Source organism: Amycolatopsis sp. NPDC033938, from assembly GCF_055575975.1.
In genome coordinates this window covers 69,205-88,890 of sequence record NZ_JBVIRO010000024.1, presented here as the reverse complement: position 1 = coordinate 88,890, position 19,686 = coordinate 69,205, and the positions used below count along the sequence as shown (strand labels likewise).

The window sequence follows — 19,686 nt, the reverse complement described above, 5'->3', positions numbered from 1 at the left end:
CCATGGCGCGGGTGAACGTCCGGCGGCGGAACGTCACGGCTCGTCGTGAGGGGAGCTCAGGGGAGGTCGGCGGGTGACAGCAGGCGCAGGTCCGCGATGGTGGGCGCGCCGCTCGTGCTGAGCCTGCCCGCTTGGCGGGTCATCATGGTCTCCAGCACCTGCCGCGCGTAGCGGGCGTTGCCGAAGGTCTCGTCGCGTTCGACGCCCGCGAAGTGACGGCGCAGCGCGATGACCGTCTCCGGGGCGCATTCGTAGCCGTTCGACGAGGCCATCCGGTGCACGATCGTGACCAGGTCGTCGGTGGAGTAGTTCTCGAACTCGATGTGCCGGGAAAACCGCGAGGCGAGACCGGCGTTGGAGGCGAGGAACGAGCGCATCTGGGCGGAGTACCCGGCGACGATCACGACGGTGTCGTCACGGTGGTCCTCCATCAGTTTCACCAGGGTGTCGACGGCTTCCTGGCCGAAGTCGCCGCCCGTGGCGCCTTCCGGGGTCAGCGCGTACGCCTCGTCGATGAACAGCACGCCGCCGCGGGCGGAGTCGAAGGCCTCCCTGGTCAGATGCGCGGTGTGCCCGACGTAGCGGCCGACCAGATCGGCCCGCGCGACCTCGACCAGGTGTCCCTTGCGCAGTACGCCGAGCGCGGCGAGCAGTGCGCCGTAGAGCCGGGCCACCGTGGTCTTGCCGGTACCGGGCGCGCCGGCGAAGACGAGATGGTTGCTGATCGCGGGGACGGGCAGCCCGGCTTGGCGACGGGCCCGTGCGGTGGAGATCAGGTTCACCAGGTCGTTGATCGCGTCTTTCACCCCGGTGAGGCCGATCATCGAGTCGAGCTTCGTCCGCAGGACCGTCAGTTCGTCGTCGTCGCCGCCCTGAACTGCCTTTCCCGCGTCCCCGGGGACGTCGGCGGCCAGCAGGAGCGAGAGGCTCTGGTCGTCGGCGTCCGGATCGCTCGCGAGGCGGAAAGCCTGCCGGTCCACCATTTCCTCGAACACCTTGCGGGCCGTGCGGCCGTTGCCGAAGTCCGTGCCGCGTTCCATCTGTCCGAAGTGGACGGCCAGCGCGGTCCGGGTGTCCTCTGGCACCTGGTACTGGTGGGCGGTGCACATCTTCTCGACGATGGTGACCAGTTCGTCGGTGCTGTAGTTCTCGAAGTCGATGGTCCGGGTGAACCGCGACGCCAGCCCGGGGTTGGACTGCAGGAACGAGGACATCTCCTGCGAGTAGCCCGCCGCCACCACCACGAGTTCGTCGCGGTGGTCTTCCATCAGCTTGACCAGGGTGTCGATGGCCTCGCGGCCGAAGTCCGCTCCGCTGCCCTTGCTCTGCGCGCTTAGGGTGTACGCCTCGTCGATGAACAGCACGCCGCCGAGGGCCTTGGTGAACGTCTCGGTGGTCTTGATCGCGGTGCCGCCGACGATCTGCGCGACCAGATCGGCCCTGGCGACCTCGACCAGATGACCTTCGCGCAGCACGCCGAGTTCGGCGAGGATGCTGCCGTAGAGCCGGGCGACGGTGGTCTTGCCGGTGCCGGGAGGGCCGGCGAAGATCAGATGCCTGCTGGTCGGCGGCGCGACCATGCCCGCCTGTTCCCGCCGCCGCGCCATTTTGTTCAGGTTCACCAGTGTCTTCACCTGATGCTTGACGCCGCTGAGGCCGACGAGCTCCTCCAGCCTGGCCAGCGGCCCGCTGTCGCTTTCGGCGTTCTGGGGTGCTTGACCGGGATCGGCGACCGCCGCGATCTCGGCGGTGGCCGCGGTGCCGTCGGTGTCCGGGGCGCCGTTGGCCTCGCTGGTCAGGTTCTCCACCGACAACCGTGCGCCGGGCACGGTCGTGCGGAGACCGCCGCCGGTGTTGTCGGAAACCGTGCAGTCCACCACGCTCACCGTCTCGCCCGACTCGATCCGGACGCCGTCGCGGCGGTTCCCGCTGACCTCGTCGGCGGTCAGTTTCGCCCGTGCGCCCGCTTCCACGAGCACGCCGTGGCCGCGGGAACGCCGCACCGAGGAACGGGACAGCATCAGCTCTCCGCCGTCCTGTACCAGCACGCCGTGTTCCCCGGCTTCGGCGATTTCGCAGTCCCGCAGGGAACCGACGCCGCCAGGGCCGACGAGGACGGCGGAGAGTTTCGGCTGATGCACCCGAAGTGCGCTGACGTAAGGACTTCCGCCTTCGGAGACACTGAGCCCGGCTTTCCCGGCATCGCGTATTTCGCAGTCTTCGATCCGGCCGCGGCCGTTACCGGTGACCTCGATACCGTTGCCCCGGCAGGCGTTCAGCGCCGCCCGGCGCAACAACGGATTCGCGGCGGCCCGCACCAGCACACCGTGGCCCGCCACGTCCCGGATCTCCAGCCGGTCGAATTCGGCCGTCGCGCCGTCGACGACCACCAGCCCTTCCGCCGAGCCGCCGCGCACCGTCGTCCGGCTGAACGCCGGGCCGCTCGCCTCGTCGACGTGGATTCCCGCGCCGGTCGCGTCGGAGATCTCGCAGTCCTCGAAAGTGCCGCGGGAGCGTCCGGTGACCCGGATCCCCACGCCGCCGGTCTTCGCCGTACGGCAGCGGCGCAGCACCGGGTCGGCACCGTCGGCCACGGTGATCCCGTCACCGGTGGTGTTGGTGGTACGGCACTCTTCGAGCACGGGGGAGGAGTGCGTGCTGATGAAGACGCCGCTCGCGGTGTCACGGACGGTGGTGTCGAGCACCTTCGTCGCGCTGTCCTCTTCGAGCGCGATCCCCGGCCTGCCGGTCGAGGAGATGTCGCAATGCTGGATGATGCCCTGCGCCTGCCCGTTCGCGCAGACACCGTTTCCTTTGGCGTGCCTCAGGGTGCAGTCCCGCACCATCGGGTTGCCGCGTTCGGCGATCACGACGGCCGAGGTCTCCACGTGTTCGATCACGCAGTCCTCGATCGTGCTGGGGGCGGGCGAGGTGACCACGATGCCCGCGCCGCCGGGGTTGGTCACCCGGCAGCCCCGCATCGCCAGCGAACCCGAATTCCGGGCCAGTACCGCCGTCCAGGCCGCGCCGATGATCTCGCAGTCCTCCACCGCGGCCTGCCCGCGGGCGATGTCGACCGCGGGCAGGTTCTCGTGCTGCCCGCGCAGCACCAGACCGGTGAGCTTGACGGCTTCGGCGGCGAGCTGGACCGCGCTGCCCTGGCGTGCCACGACCTCCACGGTTCCGCGCGCGTCGCTCGCCGCGATGGTGACCACCTTGGTCACGACCAGGGATTCGTCGTAGCGGCCGGGAAGCACGGAGATCACCGTGCCGTTGCGCGCGTCCTGCAACGCGGCCGAAATGGTGCGATAGCCCTGGTCGCGGTCCACCGTGAGCACGTGCCGTGACACGAGCGCTCCCCTCGTCGTTCTCCGATCGGAACCTGCCGTCGGGCTCCACACTGGACAACGCGGCGGAGGGCTCATTGGGTTCATCGGCCCGGCGATCCTGCCGGTCGTTCTTCCTGGGCGCGCCGCGCGGCCCATGCTGGACTGGAACGATGAGGCGACACCTGACCGTGGCGTGCGCGACGCTCCTTCTGCTGGCGAACGGCGGCCTCGCGGCCGCGCAGGACACCGAACTCCCGCAGATCCCGCAGACGCTGAAAGCCGGGCAGGCGTGCACTTCCTCCTCGGGCAAGAAGATCCCTTCGGTGCCGTGGCAGCTGCCTTATCTCGGCGCGGACCGGCTTCGGGCGTTGTCGACCGGTGAAGGCGTCACCGTCGCCGTCGTGGACACCGGGGTCGACAAAGCGGTCCTGCCGATCCAGCAGGTCGGTGACGCCGGAACGGACTGTGTCGGGCACGGCACCGTCGTCGCGAGCCTGATCGCCGCGCCCGTGTCGGACGGTGCCGGGGTTTCCGGGCTCGCGCCCGGGGCGCGGGTGCTCGCGGTGCGCGGGACGGACAAGTCCGGTGTGACGACCGCGGCGAGTATCGCGGGCGCCCTCGACGGCGCGGTCGCGGCGGGCGCGCGGATCATCTGCGTCGCCACGGCGGTCACCGAAGCGGATCCGGCGCTGAAACAAGCTGTCGACCGGGCCGTCGCGGCGGGCGCGCTGATCGTCGCGGCGGCGGGCTTGGACGCGACCAAAGCGCGCGACGTCCCACCGGGTCCGTACTACCCGGCCGCTTTCCCGGGCGTGCTCGCGGTGTCCGCCATCGGGCCGGACGGGAAACCGGCCGCCAAAGCCGCCCCCGGATCCCTTGCCGCACCGGGAAATCTCGTGGTGGGCAAGGGGCCGGGCGGCGGTGCCGTGATCGGGGCGGGTCCCGCGTTCGCCGCCGCGCACGTGGCGGCCGCGGCGGCGCTGATCCGGTCGTACCGGCCGGAGACGACCGCGGCCGACCTCGCCCGGCGGTTGCGGGAAACCGCGGCCCCGCAGGCCGGGGTCACCGTGCTCGACCCGCTCGCGGCGCTGACGTCGGTCTCGACCACGGCGGGCGCCGCCACCGCGCGCCGCGAACCGGTGGTGGTGACGCCCGGACCCGACCTGGCGCCCGCGAAGCAGGCGGCTTGGACGGTGGTCGCGATCGTCGTGGTCGCCGTCGCCTCGCTGGGCGCGGCGGCCGTGGTGGTGCCGCGGGGACGGCGGCGGCGGTGGCGCGCCGGATCGTGAGTGTCCTTGGGACTTCAATGGTGCCGGTGCCGGTGCCGGTGGTGTGTCCGTGAAGGCCTCCTTCCCTACTCTCAAGGTAGGGAAGGAGGCCTTCACGGACTTTCCGGCCTGAGGCTTCTGGTGAGGGGTAAGGCGAATGTGCGCAAACTCTGGCGCGTTCGGTGTCCCCAATGTGGCTTTGGGGAACTCGTATTTGTCTACCTACTGGTGTGGAGCTTGTGCGGGTTGCCGGGGCGGTCGTGATCGGGCGCGAGCTTGATCAATGGAAGATCCGGGGCCCGGATCCCCGTTCTGAAGGGAACTTTCGAGACGTTCAACGTCCGAAAGGGAGCCTTCAGGACACCCGGCCACGAAACTCACCAGGCCCGGCGGGCACCAACCCGGTCTCCACTCTCCTGGCAGGGAAGAGGTGTGGGGATCGCAACCTTCAATGTCCCGAGAGTCGCTTTCGCGACACGAGCGCTGGACGCCCGAGCGCGCGGCAGCAGGGATTGAGGCCCGTCCTGAAAAGACGGAGCCCCGGACCACACAGCGGGTCCGGGGCTCCGCGGCGGCCGGGCGAGCCGCCGGGAAGCCCTTCCGCCGCTGATGGGGGGCGGCGGCGGAAGGGCGGGTCCGGTCACTTCGCGACGAGCGCCGCCTCGTGGGCCGAGAGGGCCGTCTGCACGATGGTCGTACCGCGCCGCGTGGCGTACTGCGCCCGCCCGGGGACCAGGACGCGCGGCCGTACCTCGCCGAACACGATGCCTTCCGAAAGCGGGCACGAGAGCAGCATCATCGGGGTGTTGACCTCGGTGAGCCGCCGCAGCAGCGGATCGTTCGCCCCGCGCCCGATCCCGTTCGCGCCCCGGGCCACGATCAGGTGCAGGCCCAGCGCGTTGCCCTGGGCCAGCGGGTCGAACAGTTGCTGGAAAAGGGAATTCGACGACGACGCCACCATGTCGTAGTCGTCGATCACGACGAACACCTGCGGGCCGGTCCACCAGTCGCGCAACCGCAGGCGGGCAGGCGTGATGTCCGGGCCGGGCAGCCGGGTCTGCACCGCCCGCGCGACACCGTCGATCATGTCGTGCACCGAATCCGCGGAAACCGCGTAGCCCAGCTGGTATTCCTTGGGCACGGCGTCGTACAGGCCGCGGCGGTAGTCGACGGTGATGATCCGGGCCTCTTGCGGCGTGTACCGCTGGGTGATGCCGTCGATCACCAGCCGCAGCAGGTTCGTCTTCCCGGCTTCCACGTCACCGACCACCAGCAGGTGCGGGTTGTCCTCGAAGTCGTGCCACAGCGGCTCGAGACGCTGGTCGTCGAGGCCGAGCGCGAGCCGCAGGTCCGCGTCCGGGCCGGGGAGTTCGGCCCGGTCCAGTACCGGCGGCAGCATCCGCACCGGGGGAGCGGACGGGCCGGGCCAGGCCGCGACGATCCGGTCCACCAGGGTCTCGACGTGTTCGGCGACGTCGCGGTCCACCCCGTCGATCGACGGCAGCGCGGTGAGGAAGTGCAGTTCCTTGTCGGTGAGGCCACGACCGGGGATTTTCGGCACGGTCGCCGCCGCGCGCATGTTGATCACCGAATCGACCGGGTCGCCGAGCCGGAGTTCGAGCTGGGTGCCGACGAGGTCGCGGACGGCGCTGATGATCTCGCTCCACCGGCTCGACGCCATCATCAGGTGGATGCCGTAGTTGAGGCCGCGTGAGGCCAGTTCGACGAACGTCGGCAGCAGCTCCATGAAGTCCTGCCGGATCGTGGACCAGCCGTCCACCACCAGGAAGACGTCGCCGTGCCGCTGGTCGGCGAAGTCCCCGGCCGCCCGTTTCCGCCGGTAGGTGGCCATCGAGTCGATGTCGTTGTCGGTGAAGAACCGCTCCCGGCGGGTGAGCAGTGCGGTGATCTCGCCGATGGTGCGCTGGATGCGTTCGACGTCGAGCCTGCCGGTCACGCCGCCGACATGCGGGAGTTTCCGCAGGCTGGTCAGCGTTCCGCCGCCGAAGTCGAGGCAGTAGAACTGGACCTCGGCCGGGGTGTGGGTGAGCGCGAGCGCGGTGATGAGGGTCCGCAGGGCCGTGCTCTTGCCGCTCTGCGGGCCGCCGACGATCGCGACATGCCCGTCCGCGCCCGACAGATCGACGAGCAGCGGATCCCGTGCCTGCTCGAAGGGCCGGTCGATCAGTCCGATCGGGACGGTCAGCGCGCCGCGACCGGACCATTCCGGCGCGGTGAGGCCGTCGGCGGTTTCCACCAGCGGCGGCAGCAGTTCACCGAGCGAACTGGGCGCGTCCAGCGGCGGCAGCCAGACCTGGTGGGCGGGCGGACCGGCGTCGCGGAGCCGGTCGACGGCCAGTTCCAGCAGGCTCGGCACCGAACCTTCCGGCTCGGGTTCGGCGAGCACCGGCTCCGGTTCGGGCACCGGTTCGGCGCGGGCGGCGAACTTCGAGGTGAACGGCACGATCTGCTGCGCCACCACCGCCTGTTCGACGTTCCGGCGGACCACCCGGTGCGGACCGGAGACGTAGGCCGCCTTGAACCGGTCCAGCGCGGCGGTGCCGCTCTTGAGGAACCCGTTCCCCGGATCCGACGGCAGCTGATAGGCGTCCGGCACGCCGAGCACGCCGCGGCTTTCCATCGCCGAGAACGTACGCAGGCCGATCCGGTAGGACAGATGGGATTCCAGCTGGTGGATCCGGCTTTCGTCGAGCCGCTGGGAGGCGAGCAGCAGATGGACGCCGAGCGAGCGGCCGAGCCGCCCGATCATGATGAACAGGTCCATGAAGTCGCGATGCGCCGACAGCAGCTCGCTGAACTCGTCCACGACCAGGAACAGCGTCGGCAGTGGATCGAGCCGGGCTCCGTTCGCCCGCGCCCGTTCGTAGTCCAGCGCGGAACTGTAGTTACCCGCCTTGCGCAGAAGTTCCTGGCGCCGCACCAGTTCCCCGTTGAGCGCCTCCCGCATCCGGCCGACCAGCGCGGCCTCGTCGGCGAGGTTCGTGATCACCGCCGAGGTGTGCGGCAGCGCGTCGAGGCCGAGGAACGTCGCGCCACCCTTGAAGTCCACCAGGACGAAGTTCAGGATCTCCGACGAATGCGTGAGCGCGAGCGCGAGCACGAGGGTGCGCAGCAGCTCCGACTTACCGGAACCGGTCGCCCCGATCAGCATGCCGTGCGGGCCCATGCCCGCCTGGGCGGATTCCTTGATGTCCAGGTCGACCTTCTGTCCGCCCGGACCGATACCGAGCGGCACGCGGAGCCTGCCGCCCGGCCGTTTCGCCGCCCAGCCGGCGGCGACGTCGTAGGTCTGGATGTCGTTGATGCCCAGCATGGCCGTCAGGTCGAAGTTCACGGCCATCGGTTCGGCCGATTTCCGCCGCGCGCCGACCCGGTACGGCGCGAGCCGCATCGCCAGCGCCGTCGCCGTGTTGAGGCCGATCCCGTCCGGGCGGCCGAGATCGCCGGCGACCTCCTTGTTGTGCTGGTCGACCGTGATCAGCTTCAGCGTCCGGTCTTCCAGCCGTAGCCGCAGCGTCAGCGGATCGTCCTGAATGGACAGTGCGGAGGACAGGTCGACGAGGGTGGTGTTGCGGTAACCCTCACCGGCGAGCCGGGAGGTGGCCGGCAGGGTGACCCCGTCCACGAACAGCATCACGCAGGGCTCGTGGAGGTCGGGCAGGGCGTCCGGATCGAAGCCGGGCCGGACGGCGAATTCGTCCCCCATCGCGGTCTCCAGTTCCGCGATGGATTCCACCACCAGCCGCGCTTCCCCCGCCCCGTCGGTCTCGCTGGGATGCAGGTTGTGCGGCAGCCATTTCACCCATTCCCAGGCCTCGCGGCGGTCCGGTGCGGTGAGCACGACGATCCGCAGTTCCGCGGGGGAGTGGAAGACCGCGAGATGCGCGATCATCGACCGGGCGAGCGCGCGGATCCGTTCGCCCTCCTCGTCGGCGGCCTGCACCAGGATCCGGGCGAACGACGGCAGGAACACCGCCACCGGTTGATCGGGCACCGTGCCGTAGGCGTGGATGAACCGGCGCAACGCGTGCGCGGACAGTGGTTCGAGGTCGTCGACAGGCTTGGTGGACAACGGGTTCAGCCGCCACGCGAGGCGTTGCGGTCCCCGCGCGACGCGGATCTCGCCGAAGTCGTCGTCCTGCGCGTCCCGTTCCCACATGCGGGTCGTGCCGGGCAACGACCACAGCGCGGTCGGGTCGGGATGCCGCCAGGCCAGCGCCTGTCGCTGGCTGGTCACCACCTCCCTGACCTTGCGCCGCGATTGGGCCAGGTAGCGCAGGTAGTCGCGCCTGGCGTCGTTGAGTTTCTGTTTGCGTTCGCCCGCGCTGCGGCCGAGCTGGCCGACCAGCATGGCCATCGACGACACCGTCATCAGCCCGGCGGCCAGGTAGCTGAACGCGCCGTTCTCGCCCGGCCGGACGAACAGCAGCACCGTCGCCGTCGACGACAGCGCCATCGGCAGGTACATCATCACCGCGCCGGCGCTGCGCTGGACTTCGGGCAGCGTGGGCGGTTCCTGGATACTCAGCTCGCCCTCGGGCATTTCCGGTCCTGGCCGTCGCGGCCCCTTGCGGAATGTGATTACACTCAAGCCCGGATTCCTTCCCTCTCGGACGCGCTGTGGTGGCAGCTCCACTAGAGGTGACGAAATCCGACCACGCGACGGTTCACTCACGATTCCGCGCGTCGGTCGCCCGATCGAAGGCGTGTGCCATGGCGACCACTTCAGGGCTGTGCAAGCTCCGTGTCCGTGCCCCGGCGACCAGTTTCGCACTGGCCGTCCCGGTGGACATCCCGTTGATCGACCTGATGCCGACGATCCTCGCCCACGCGGGCAGGGAGCTGGCGGAGGACGGGGTGGATCACGACGGCTGGATCCTCCAGCGGCTCGGCGATCCACCACTGGACCAGGAGTCCACTGTCGACGTTCTCGAACTGCGTGACGGTGAGACCGTGCACCTGCGGCCGCGGCGGGAACAACTGCCGGCGGTGCATTTCGACGACATCATCGACGGCCTGTCCACCGAGGCCCGTGCGCGGCCGGATTCCTGGAGCGCGCAGGCCACCCGGTGGACGATGCTCGGCGGCGTGCTGGCGGCGGTGGCGCTCGCGTTCTGGTCGCTGGTGACCGCGCCCCCGGCCTGGCCGACGTTGCTGTCCGCCGGGGTGGCGGCGTTCTTCCTGCTGGTGTGCGCCGCGACGGCGGCCCGCGCGCTCGGTGACAACCCCGCGGCACTGGCCTTGGCGCTGGCGGCGGTCCCGTTCGTCGGCCTGGCCGGTTCGCTCGTGCCGCACGGTCCCGAAGGCCCGGTGCTGACCGGCGCGCGGCTGCTGGCCGCCTGCGTCGCGGGAGCGGGAGCCGCCGCGCTCGGGATGGCGGCGGTGGCGGGATTCGCGCCGGTGTTCGTCTCGGTCGCGACGTTCGGGCTGCTGTGCGCGACCGGTGGCCTGGTGCTGATGCTCGGCGGCGGATCCGCGGCCGCCTCGGCGACGATCATCGCGGTGATCGCCGTCCTGCTCGGTGCCTTCGTGCCGAGGATCGCCTTCCGGCTGTCCGGGCTGCGGCTGCCGGGCCTGCCGACCACGGCACGGGAACTGCAGGAGGAACTCGATCCGCATCCCGGTGACGAGGTCGTCGGCAAGGGCCTGATCGCGGACGCCTTCGTGACCGCGTTGTTCACCGCGATCGGGTTCGCCTGCCTGGTCACGCTCGAATTCGTGGTCCGCGACCGGTCGTGGCAGGCCGTCACGTTCGCCGCCCTGCTCAGCATGTTGCTGCTGGTACACGGCCGGGCGCTGGGCAGCGTCTGGCAGCGGCTCTCGGTGATCGTCCCCGGTGTGTACGGCGTGTTGCGCCTGCTGCTGGCCACCCAGCTGGACGCGGCCTCCCCGCTGCCGATGGTGGCGGGGGTGTTCGCGCTGGCCGCGCTGGTGCTGGTGGCGCGCTGGACCCTGCCAGGACGCCGGATGCTGCCGCAGTGGGGGAGGCTCGCGGACCTCGCGGAGACCCTCGCCGCGGTATCGCTGCTGCCGCTCGCGTTGTGGCTGATCGGCGTGTTCGCCTTCGTCCGCGGTTTCGGGGGCTGAGGATGAACGCCAAAACCGATCAGGTCCAGGCACACCGGTTCATGCTCGGCCGACTGACTTCGGCGCTGCTGCGGGTCGATCCCGACGCACCGGAGAGCCCGTTGCACCGGACCTACCGCGGCAGCGTGATCGGCATGCTGATCGCCGTTCTCGCCTGCCTCGGCCTGCTGGTGTTCGGGCTGGTCTCACCCGGCGGTAACAAGTCGTGGCGAGTGGAGGGCGCGCTCGTCGTGGCCGACTCGTCGGGGGCACGGTTCCTCTACGCGGGCGGGAAGCTGTTGCCGGTGCTGAACTTCACCTCGGCGAAACTGGTCGCCGGGAAGCAACTCGCGGTCAAGCACGCCTCCGAAGCGTCACTGAAGGACGTCCCGCGCGGTGAACCGCTGGGGATCATCGGCGCGCCGGACTCGCTGCCCGTGCTCGCCGGTGATCCGTGGGAGGTGTGCACCTCCGTGGACCGCGATCAGGCCGGGCCGACCGCGCTGCGCGTCGACGGCGCGACCGCGGACCCCCTCGGCGACGAAGCCGCGGTCGTCGCGGTCACCCCGGACGGGTCGACGTTCTTGCTGTGGAAGGGGAAACGGCATCGGGTCGCGACCGATCGCGGCGCGCTCGACGCGGTGGACGGGGTGCTCCAGCCGGTCAAGGTCCCGGCGTCGTTGCTGGACGCGCTGCCAGCGGGACCGGATTTCGCGCCGCCCGCCATCGACGGGCTCGGCGACGCCGGACCGGCGCTCGGCGGGACGGAATCGCGGATCGGCAGGCTCTACACCGTCTCCGGGGAACCCGCGCGGCGTTATGTGCTGACGAAGGCCGGTCTCACCCCACTGTCCGAATTGGACACCCGGTTGCTGGCCGCCGATCCGGAGGTCCGCCGGGCCGCTTACGGCGGCGGGGACGTCGCGGTGGCCGCGTTGCCGGGACGGGTGGTCAGCGAGCGGCTGGCTTCGGTCGAACAGCCGCCGCCCGTGAACCCACCCAAGGCCGCGTCGCTCCACAGTGGTCAGGGCCTGTGTGCCCTCGTCACTCCGGACGGCGACGCGCCGCGCACCCAGGTGGCGGTGGCCGAGAAGTTCACCCCGTCGGGACAGGTGCCGTCGGGGCAGCCCGGTATCGCGGAGCCCTGCTCCCGGGTCGACCGGATCGCGGTGCGGCCCGGCGCGGGCGCCCTCGTGCGGGCTTCGGCCGCGTCGGGGCGGGCCGGTGACGCTCTCTTCCTGGTGACCGACACCGGGGTGAAGTACCCGGTCCCGGCCGAAGGCGCGAAAGCGCTCGGCTTCGAGGGGGCCGCGTCGAACGGCCTGCCCACCACGCTGTTGAACCTGCTGCCGACCGGGCCTTCGCTGGATCCGGCGACCTTGGCCGACGGCGGGACGGTCCTGCCGTCGGCGACGGCCTGCGGTTCCTGACCGGAGGAATCCGCGCCGCCGACTTCTGCCGGTCGTTCCGCATGGTCTGCCGGTGCCGGACTTGGTGTCCTTGTTGTGGACCGGTGAAAGTCCGCGAAATCCTGAGGAAGGACGAGCGAGAAGATGACCATGCAGTTCCAGAAGACCGACACGGGGATGAAGGGCGGCATCGCCGCCATCGAGGAGTGCGAGTCCTCGTGCAAGACCATCCACACGGGAGTGACCACGGTCCGCAGCGACCTGAGGGCGGACTGGCAGGGCGCGGCGTCCCAGACCTTCCTCAACCAGCTCGAACTGTGGGAGCAGGACTACATCCAGGTGCTCAACATGCTCACGGAGATCAAGAACCTGGTCAGCGAGAGCGACCGGAACATGAACACCGCCGAAGAGGACATCAACCTCACCGCGCTGAACTCGTTCGGCGGCAACGAGGGCAACCGCGTCTTCGACGCGCTGACCTGACCACTTCCACCCTGATTCAGAGAGGAAACGATCATGAGCGCTCCCTATGACGGTTTCGCGGTCAGCGGCAACGTCCCGCACCTCGCCGAGCGGATGGTCCAGCTGAGCAAGCAGATCGACACCGCACTGGTCGATCTGGAGCAGGCCATCAAACCGATGACCAGCAGCTGGATCGGTCAGGGCGCCACGTCCTACGAGGACCTGCAGCGCCGCTGGCACGCCACGACCAAGGCCATGGAAGGCCGGTTCACCAAGGGACACCAGACGCTGGCCATGTCCTTCGAGAACTACCAGCGCACCGACAAGAACATCGGGGCGAAGTTCCAGATCTGATTCCGGGCCGTTTTCGGGAAAGGGAGTAGGGGCGTGGCGGACAAGCCGGACAGCGGCGACATCAAGATCACGGTGAGCTTTCTGCGGGACTTCCAGAGCAACGTACTGCAGAAGATGGTCGACGAGCTGGAGACCGATCCGCACGTCGCGGAGCTGGCTCTGACCGTGGGCAGCGCCAAAGGAGGACGACGGCTGCTGGCCGGTTCCGAGTCGTGGGAGCCCGCCAGGTTGCTGATCGAGAAGTACGAGGCGCCCACGGGCACCGGCCCGACGCTGCACACGCAAGTCGACGCGATCAAGAACCAGCTCATCAAGTTGAACGCGAGCATCACCTACGTGGTGGGGATCGCGATGAGCGGTGAGGACGAGAACATCAAGCTGTCCACCGAACTGAACATGAGTCAGCTCGGGGAGATCCTCGCGACCACCCCCGCTCCCGCTCCCGCCCCCGGCGGCGGCGGTACGGCCCCCTGATCCGCGATGACCTCCACTGAGCCCAAGGTAGGGAAGACGCCTTGGGAAGAAGCCCTCAAGATCTTCGTCGATCCCGACGCGCCGGACACCCACGTACCGGACCGCGAGACCATCACCGGGATCCAGTGGCTCAAATGGGACGTCTACGCCAAAAGCCGCGGCCTCCCCGACCCCAAAGGCTGGGACTTCTTCGCTTCCACCGAGACCTGGTGGATGGAGTACTGGGCGGTGGGCAGCGCGAACTACGAGGCGTTCACGCCGGTGATGACCAAGTTCTACGGCAACATGGACGACATCCTCGAGTCCATGCAGGGCTACTACAACACCAACCCGGTGGCCCAGCCGTGGACGTTCACCAGGGCCTTCGACGCGTTGAACGGCACGAAGGCCCTGCTCACCCGGCATGCCGCGGACCTGACCGTCTGGAAGGACAAGGTCGGGAAGAAGGGCGACGACTTCCAGGGCACCGGCGCCGGCGCCTTCCGGGACGTCCTCGACGGCCTGATCTTCAAGAGCAACGATCTGGTCAGGCAGCTGGGTGCCCGGCCGGACGCGCTCAAGAACGCGTTGGGACACAAGGACGATCCCGCGACGGCCGCGAACGAGGGCAAGAGCGGCCTCGAGTGGGCCTTCGCGAAACTCCAGGAAGCCCACGCGAGGTGGATGTCCTCCGAGGTGTTCACCAGGGACACCGGTGTGTTCGGCCCGCTGGACCTGCCGGGTAGTCAGCTGGCCTGGCCGGGCGGCTGCCTGAGGGCCATCTGGACCTCCGCGAAGTTCACGGAGGACCTGAAAGGGGCCAGGAAAAATGACTACAGCGGTACCGGAGGGGAGCGGTATCCGAGGAGCACCCTGCTCGGCGCGGACGCCAGGAATCCCGCCTTCTGGGACGGGATCGCTTCCGCGGCGCAGAAACTGTGGATCGACCACATCGTGAACGTCCTGGACCCCGCCGCCACCACGGTTTTGACGAGCCTCCCGACGAGCTACAACGCCGCGAAGCTGCTCCTGCCGCAGATCAGGGAACCGCTGCGGCTCAACCTGCACAAAGCACCGCCGAAGCCGCCGCCCGGATCGCAGGGACCGCCCCCGCCACCTCCTCCGCCCGGGACGGGTGGCGGGCCCAAGCCGCCGCCCGGTTCGAAGGCGCCACCGAAGATTCCGGATCCCACCAAGGACACCAAGGGCGCTCCGGGCGACAAGGACAAGAAGGGACCCAACGGCGGGCCCCCGCCGCCCCCGCCGATTCCGCCTCCGCCGAAGGGTGGCCCCAAACCGCCACCGGCCCCGCCGAAGCCCGACGAGCCGCTCAAGGTGCCGTCCGGTTCGTCCGTCGGACCCGACGGCGTCGTGCTCGGGCCGGACAAGAAGCCACTGCTCGACCCGCTCGGACGGCAGATCGTCGTGCCGCCGGGCTCCCGGGTCGGGCCCAACGGCGAGATCATCGGGCCCAAGGGGGACAAGCTCGCCGAGAAGGACCGGATGGCGCGGCCGGACCCGGTCAAGAAGGACGAGTCGCGAGAGTCGGACCTGGACCGGTACCTGAAGTCCCTGCGCGGCGGCAACGCCCCCTCGATGCCGACGTTGCTCGGATCCCCGGCGCTGTCGACCTCCGCAGGCGGTGCACCGACGCTCCACAGTGGACCGTCGGTGTCGAAGACCGGCGTGGGGCCGATCGGCGCACCTGGCGGCCTCGGCGCGGCCGGCGGGCATGAGACGCCCGCGCCGCCGGTGAAGCCGGTGACCACCGAGGGCGGCCCGTCGCTGATCAAGAACCAGCAGGGCACGGGAAACCAGCAGAACGGCATGGGCGGTGTCCCGTTCTATCCGCCGACCGCGGGCGGTGCCGGTGCCGGCGCGGGCGGCGACCAGAACAAGGGCGAACGCGACCGCACCACCTGGCTGACCGAGGACGAGGAGACCTGGGGCACCGATCCGAAGCTGCCGCCTTCGGTACTCGGCGGCCGCAGGCGACGAGGCAGGACGGCCGTCCGGGGTGCCGGCGGCTCACGCGACTACGGACAGGGAGGAAACGATGGCCGACTGGCTGGAGGAGCAACTTCACCAGACCATGGTCACGCTCAGGGATCAGCGTGACCGGATCGAATCGGCGAAGGCCGAACTCGCGTCCCGTACCACTTCCGCGACTTCACCGGACCGGATGGTCACGGTGACCATGGACGCGCAGAACTCCGTGGTGGGCCTCAAGTTCAACACCACGAAGTACCGGACCATGCCGCCGGAGCAGCTCGCCGGCACGCTGCTCGACGTGCTGGAACGTGCCCGCCGGGAGATGGCGGACACCGTCGTGGAGGTCTTCGGCCCGCTCATGGACCAGCGCGACGACCTCCGTGCGGCCATGACGGGCGGCACCGACGTCGACAAGGTGTTCTCGGCTCTGTGGAAAGAGGCGCCTTCGGACGTCTTCGGCAGGGGAAGGGACTGATCCCCGGTGGCGCTGGGTGGGCCGGACACGACGAAATGGGTGTGGGAAGAAGCGCTCAACATCTTCACCCGCGATCCCGAGGTTCCCATGGTGCCGCCGCGGTCGACCATCCTCGGGGTGCCGTGGTTGTCGTGGCGCGTCTACACCCATCTTCGCGGCCCCAGCAACAAGGTGCCGACGAATCTGATCCACGCGGAAGGCATGACGTTCTTCACCTCCTGGTACGCCGTCGCCGACCCCACCAAGGAACTGGAGAGCGCGGCCGGGACCTACTTCACCACCGGGAACAAGGTCGTCGACTCCCTGCGGGACGAAACGAACCCGGTCGCGAAACACGCCACCTTCGAGCGGGCGTCGGTCACCGTGGGCGGGGTGGCGAACTGGCTGACCGCACAGGTCGCCCCGCTGGAAACCTGGCGGGACAAGACCGGCCACCGCGGTGACGCCTTCCAGGGCACCGGCGCGGGCGCGTTCTGGAACGTGCTGGACGAGCTCGCCGGGAAATGCCGGGGCCTCGTCGCCCAGCTGACCAAGGACCTCACCACGTGGGAGATGCTGCACGTGGCGGGTGACTTGCTGAAACGGGCCGGGGAAGTGCTCGACGAGGGCCGCGCGCGGTGGCAGGGCGGCGAAAGCTTCACCTATGACACCGGACTGGGGTTCTCGGTCACCGCGCCGGGGTCGGCGCTGTTCACCCCGAGCGGCGTCGTGCGCGCGATCTGGCAGGCACCCGAGCTGGCGGCGGATTTCGCCGCCCATCCTCCCCCCAAGTACGACAGAGAGAAGGACGGCTGGCCGAAGAGCACCTATCTCGGCGGGGTGCTGGACGAAGGCAACACCGCTCCGCGCGAGAAGCTGGAGGCCGCCGCGCGACATGTGTGGCAGGAACACCTGAAGGTCGCGGACGCCAACGGGACGGCGGTGGCCTGGTTGCTCGACCTGACCTACCGCCAGTCCCTGCCGTACTTGCCGACGCTGCGGACCCCCGTCCATCTGAATCTCTCGGGAGGCTCCGGCGGTGCCGGGGACGGCGGGGCGGGGTCCGGGGGCGACGGCGCCGGACCCGGTGGCGGGGACGGATCGACCGGGGACGGCGGCCCGCACACCACCACCACCACCACCACGCCGCCGCCACCACCGCCGGTCACCCACGTCGGTGTCAACGGTCCCGGCGGATCGTTCCCGCCGCCGATCACCAAGGTGGGTGGGCCGAACAACTTCCTGAAGGTGCCCACCGGTTCCCATGTCGGCCGGGACGGCACCGTCATCGGGCCGGACGGCAAACCCGTACTGGGGCCCGACGGCAGGCCGATCATCGTCCCGCCGGGATCCAGGGTGAACGGCAACGGCGAGATCGTCGGACCGAGGGGAACCGGGAACCTGGAGCAGAAAGACCGGCTGCGCAAGGCATACCCGCTGCCGGGTACGAAGATCTCCGGCGATCCCGGAGAGTCGGCGATGGAGCGGTATCTCAAGTCGTTGCGGCGTAACCCGCCGTCGATCCCACCGTTACGTGCTCCTGACACGCTGCCCATGACCATGTCGAAGTTCGACCCCCGGTCGGGTTTCCACAGTGGACCGGGCGCACTCGGTGGCGGCCGGATCGGGGTGTCGCCGGACCTCCCTTCGCCTTCTGTCTCATCGCAGGGAGGGAAGCCCGCGAGCCCGCCGACACTCGGCGGTCCCAAAACGGCGCCGGGGACCGGAAACGGGAGCGGGGTGCCGTTCCATCCGCCCTCGGCGGGTGGGGCGGGCGGTGCCGGACAGGGAAAGTCCGAACGCGACCGGACGACCTGGATCGCCGAGGACGAGGAGACCTGGGGCACCGACCCGACCGTCGCTCCGGGCGTACTCGGCGGGCGCCGGCGCCGGTCTCGCGGCCGCGGAAGCACCCGGCTGAGTGCGGACACCCAGCGCGACCACACTTTCGGATTCGGTGAAGGCGCCGGTCAGAGCACCGGTACCACGACGGGATGAGGGCGGGATCATGACGGATTTCAGGGCGGACCCGCGGGCCATGCAAGCCCTTGCCGAGGCATACCGGGACATCGGCGCCAAGATGCGCCGGATCAGTGAACTCGGCGGCGATCGCCGGGACCTGATCTTCGAGGCCGCCGGTGACGACGAGATGGGCGAGGAGATCAAAACCAACCTCGGTGACCCGGTCACGAAGATCGAAGGCGCCTTCGTCTCGATCGGTGAAGTCGTCGACAACCAGACCAACGTGACCAAGGGGATGGCCGCGAAACTCGCCGTGGCGGAGAGCCAGAACATCGAGAACGTCCACAGAGGACTAAAACGCTAGCGAACTTCCGGCGGCCGTGTCGGCGGCCGCTGATCGACCTCAGCCAGTAAAGGAAGCGGGAACACCATGCCCTCGGACGCAGAAGAGTCCACCGGCGTCGCGGTCGCCACGGCGGAAGCGGCGGCCCCGGCCGCCCCCGAAACCAAGGCGGACACCGAAACCACGCCGTCCCCGGCGGCCGAAACGGTCGCGGCCGGTGCCGTGCCGCCGGTCGTGGACGCGGGCGCCGACGCCGGATCGCCGCCGTCGGGCCGGATGTCGAAACCGGTGATCGTGGCGGCGGCGGTCGCCGGTGTCGTGCTGGTCGCCCTCCCGATGGCCCTCAGCGGACTGCTCGGCGACGCCGAACCCGGCGAAGGACCCGGATCGGCTGGCTACGCGAAGGACCTTCCGCCGGACGGCGGGTTCGTGCCGGGGCTCGCCGCGCCGCCCGCCGACGCGGGCGGCGTCCCCGCCGGTCAACCCGGGAACCAGCTTCCGGGACAGGTGGCCGACGGGATACCGGCCGGCCAGGCGGGGGCTCCCGCCGATCCCGGAACCGCGGGCCTTCCCGGCGGACCGCCCCCGGCGGCGGGCGGCGGTCCGGCTCAGGCACCGCAACAGCACCAGGCCCCGCCGCCCGCCCAGCAGCCCCAGGGACCGCCCGCCCCGGGTGCCAAGGCGGTGACCTACGAAGGCATGGCCGGACGAGGATGCGGCAGTGGCACCGGATTCACCGGCGTCGGCGCGTACAGCGACGGGAAGTCGGGCTGGGTGAACCACGGCGACGGCGGTTGCGGCGCGTCCTTTGTCTCGATCCCCATGTCCGGCGACGCGAACAAGGACGACCCGAGCGCGTACGGGCTGTGGACGTTCAACACCGGCCCGGTGACCGCCGGCTCCTGCGCGGTCTCGGTGTTCGTCCCGAACGGCGACGTGACCGCGGTGGGCGGCAGCCCGTCGGTCTATCGCGTGTACGACCGGTTCGCGGTCGACAAGGGGACCCCGGTCGGGACGTTCCAGGTCGACCAGATCGGCAACCGCGGCCGGTGGGTGAACGTCGGCACGTTCCGCATCAACGGCGCGAAACTGGCCGTCCAGCTGCTCAACCGGGGCCGTGACTGGTCGGGTTCCACCAAGACCTACGCGCATCACGCCGCGGCGACGGTGAAGGCGAAATGCCAGGCGTGAGCCGGGGTCGTGGGTGGTACCTCATGTCGCGAAAGCCACTTTCGGGACATCTCGTGTCCCGAAGGAGGACCCGCATTTGTGTACCTACGCCTGACCTGCACGAGGGTGGCGGTCGTCGCCCGGTCTCGCACCTTGATCAACGGAAGATCCGGGACACTCAACGTCCCGGATCTTCCGTTGATCAAGCTCGTGTCCGCTCACGACCGGTGGACCGGCGACCGAGCGGGGAAGATTCCGGACGCTCAACGTCCGGAATCTTCCCCACTCGGACCGCGTCGGCAACCCGCACAAGCTCCACACCAGTAGGTGGACAAATACGAGTCTCCAATACCGCATTGGGGACATGTCCGGCCCTCCCGGGCGCGCCACCTTGGGGTGCCCT

13 protein-coding genes are annotated in these 19,686 nt (G+C 69.8%); 11 read left to right on the top strand and 2 right to left on the bottom strand.

The genetic code is table 11. The annotated features are described in order from the left end of the window. Positions 1 to 56 precede the first annotated feature (56 nt). Complete coding sequence (locus tag ACZ5ZX_RS37435) at positions 57 to 3,350, bottom strand: right-handed parallel beta-helix repeat-containing protein (protein WP_465506719.1); 3,294 nt, start codon at positions 3,348 to 3,350, stop codon at positions 57 to 59. A gap of 149 nt (positions 3,351 to 3,499) precedes the next feature. Between ACZ5ZX_RS37435 and ACZ5ZX_RS37430 the strand changes: the two genes are divergently transcribed. Further along, positions 3,500 to 4,618 (top strand): S8 family serine peptidase, encoded by a 1,119-nt coding sequence (locus ACZ5ZX_RS37430; RefSeq protein WP_465506718.1) that lies wholly within the window; start codon positions 3,500 to 3,502, stop codon positions 4,616 to 4,618. A 619-nt stretch (positions 4,619 to 5,237) separates the two neighbouring features. Here the strand turns inward: ACZ5ZX_RS37430 and eccCa are convergent. Beyond that, positions 5,238 to 9,209 (bottom strand): type VII secretion protein EccCa, encoded by a 3,972-nt coding sequence (gene eccCa, locus ACZ5ZX_RS37425; protein ID WP_465506717.1) that lies wholly within the window; start codon positions 9,207 to 9,209, stop codon positions 5,238 to 5,240. 122 nt (positions 9,210 to 9,331) lie between these two features. Here eccCa and eccD point away from each other — a divergent pair, with 122 nt between their 5' ends. From eccD to ACZ5ZX_RS37375, 10 genes are all read left to right on the top strand, one after another. Then, the gene (gene eccD, locus ACZ5ZX_RS37420) at positions 9,332 to 10,705 is read left to right on the top strand and encodes a type VII secretion integral membrane protein EccD (RefSeq protein WP_465506716.1); all 1,374 of its coding nucleotides are present in this window, start codon (positions 9,332 to 9,334) and stop codon (positions 10,703 to 10,705) included. Between the two features lie 2 nt (positions 10,706 to 10,707). After that, the gene (gene eccB / locus ACZ5ZX_RS37415; RefSeq protein ID WP_465506715.1) at positions 10,708 to 12,114 is read left to right on the top strand and encodes a type VII secretion protein EccB; all 1,407 of its coding nucleotides are present in this window, start codon (positions 10,708 to 10,710) and stop codon (positions 12,112 to 12,114) included. A gap of 123 nt (positions 12,115 to 12,237) precedes the next feature. Continuing rightward, positions 12,238 to 12,576, top strand: a complete 339-nt coding sequence (locus ACZ5ZX_RS37410; RefSeq protein WP_465506714.1) for a WXG100 family type VII secretion target — start codon at positions 12,238 to 12,240, stop codon at positions 12,574 to 12,576. Between the two features lie 33 nt (positions 12,577 to 12,609). Next, positions 12,610 to 12,909: a WXG100 family type VII secretion target gene (locus ACZ5ZX_RS37405; RefSeq protein WP_465506713.1), complete on the top strand. Its 300-nt coding sequence runs from the start codon at positions 12,610 to 12,612 to the stop codon at positions 12,907 to 12,909. A 33-nt stretch (positions 12,910 to 12,942) separates the two neighbouring features. Continuing rightward, entirely contained in the window at positions 12,943 to 13,383 is a 441-nt protein-coding gene (locus tag ACZ5ZX_RS37400; protein WP_465506712.1) for a hypothetical protein, read from the top strand. Positions 13,384 to 13,389: 6 nt separating this feature from the next. Then, positions 13,390 to 15,480 carry a hypothetical protein gene (locus tag ACZ5ZX_RS37395; RefSeq protein ID WP_465506711.1) on the top strand — a complete coding sequence of 697 codons (2,091 nt, stop codon included), beginning with the start codon at positions 13,390 to 13,392 and terminating at the stop codon, positions 15,478 to 15,480. Beyond that, positions 15,419 to 15,829: a YbaB/EbfC family nucleoid-associated protein gene (locus ACZ5ZX_RS37390; RefSeq protein ID WP_465506710.1), complete on the top strand. Its 411-nt coding sequence runs from the start codon at positions 15,419 to 15,421 to the stop codon at positions 15,827 to 15,829. Before ACZ5ZX_RS37395 ends, ACZ5ZX_RS37390 begins: the two co-directional genes overlap by 62 nt. 6 nt (positions 15,830 to 15,835) lie before the next feature. Beyond that, positions 15,836 to 17,806 (top strand): hypothetical protein, encoded by a 1,971-nt coding sequence (locus ACZ5ZX_RS37385; protein ID WP_465506709.1) that lies wholly within the window; start codon positions 15,836 to 15,838, stop codon positions 17,804 to 17,806. A gap of 10 nt (positions 17,807 to 17,816) precedes the next feature. Next, positions 17,817 to 18,134: a hypothetical protein gene (locus tag ACZ5ZX_RS37380; protein ID WP_465506708.1), complete on the top strand. Its 318-nt coding sequence runs from the start codon at positions 17,817 to 17,819 to the stop codon at positions 18,132 to 18,134. Between the two features lie 66 nt (positions 18,135 to 18,200). Further along, a complete protein-coding gene (locus ACZ5ZX_RS37375; protein WP_465506707.1) occupies positions 18,201 to 19,304 on the top strand; it encodes a hypothetical protein in 1,104 nt (367 codons plus the stop codon). Positions 19,305 to 19,686: the final 382 nt, after the last annotated feature.

What these genes read in the sequence shown, in the direction of transcription:
- ACZ5ZX_RS37430 (WP_465506718.1), top strand. Translation starts at nt 3,500, where the DNA reads ATGAGGCGACACCTGACCGTGGCGTGCGCGACGCTCCTTCTGCTGGCG.
- eccD (WP_465506716.1), top strand. Translation starts at nt 9,332, where the DNA reads ATGGCGACCACTTCAGGGCTGTGCAAGCTCCGTGTCCGTGCCCCGGCG.
- eccB (WP_465506715.1), top strand. Translation starts at nt 10,708, where the DNA reads ATGAACGCCAAAACCGATCAGGTCCAGGCACACCGGTTCATGCTCGGC.
- ACZ5ZX_RS37410 (WP_465506714.1), top strand. Translation starts at nt 12,238, where the DNA reads ATGACCATGCAGTTCCAGAAGACCGACACGGGGATGAAGGGCGGCATC.
- ACZ5ZX_RS37405 (WP_465506713.1), top strand. Translation starts at nt 12,610, where the DNA reads ATGAGCGCTCCCTATGACGGTTTCGCGGTCAGCGGCAACGTCCCGCAC.
- ACZ5ZX_RS37395 (WP_465506711.1), top strand. Translation starts at nt 13,390, where the DNA reads ATGACCTCCACTGAGCCCAAGGTAGGGAAGACGCCTTGGGAAGAAGCC.
- ACZ5ZX_RS37390 (WP_465506710.1), top strand. Translation starts at nt 15,419, where the DNA reads ATGGCCGACTGGCTGGAGGAGCAACTTCACCAGACCATGGTCACGCTC.
- ACZ5ZX_RS37380 (WP_465506708.1), top strand. Translation starts at nt 17,817, where the DNA reads ATGACGGATTTCAGGGCGGACCCGCGGGCCATGCAAGCCCTTGCCGAG.
- ACZ5ZX_RS37375 (WP_465506707.1), top strand. Translation starts at nt 18,201, where the DNA reads ATGCCCTCGGACGCAGAAGAGTCCACCGGCGTCGCGGTCGCCACGGCG.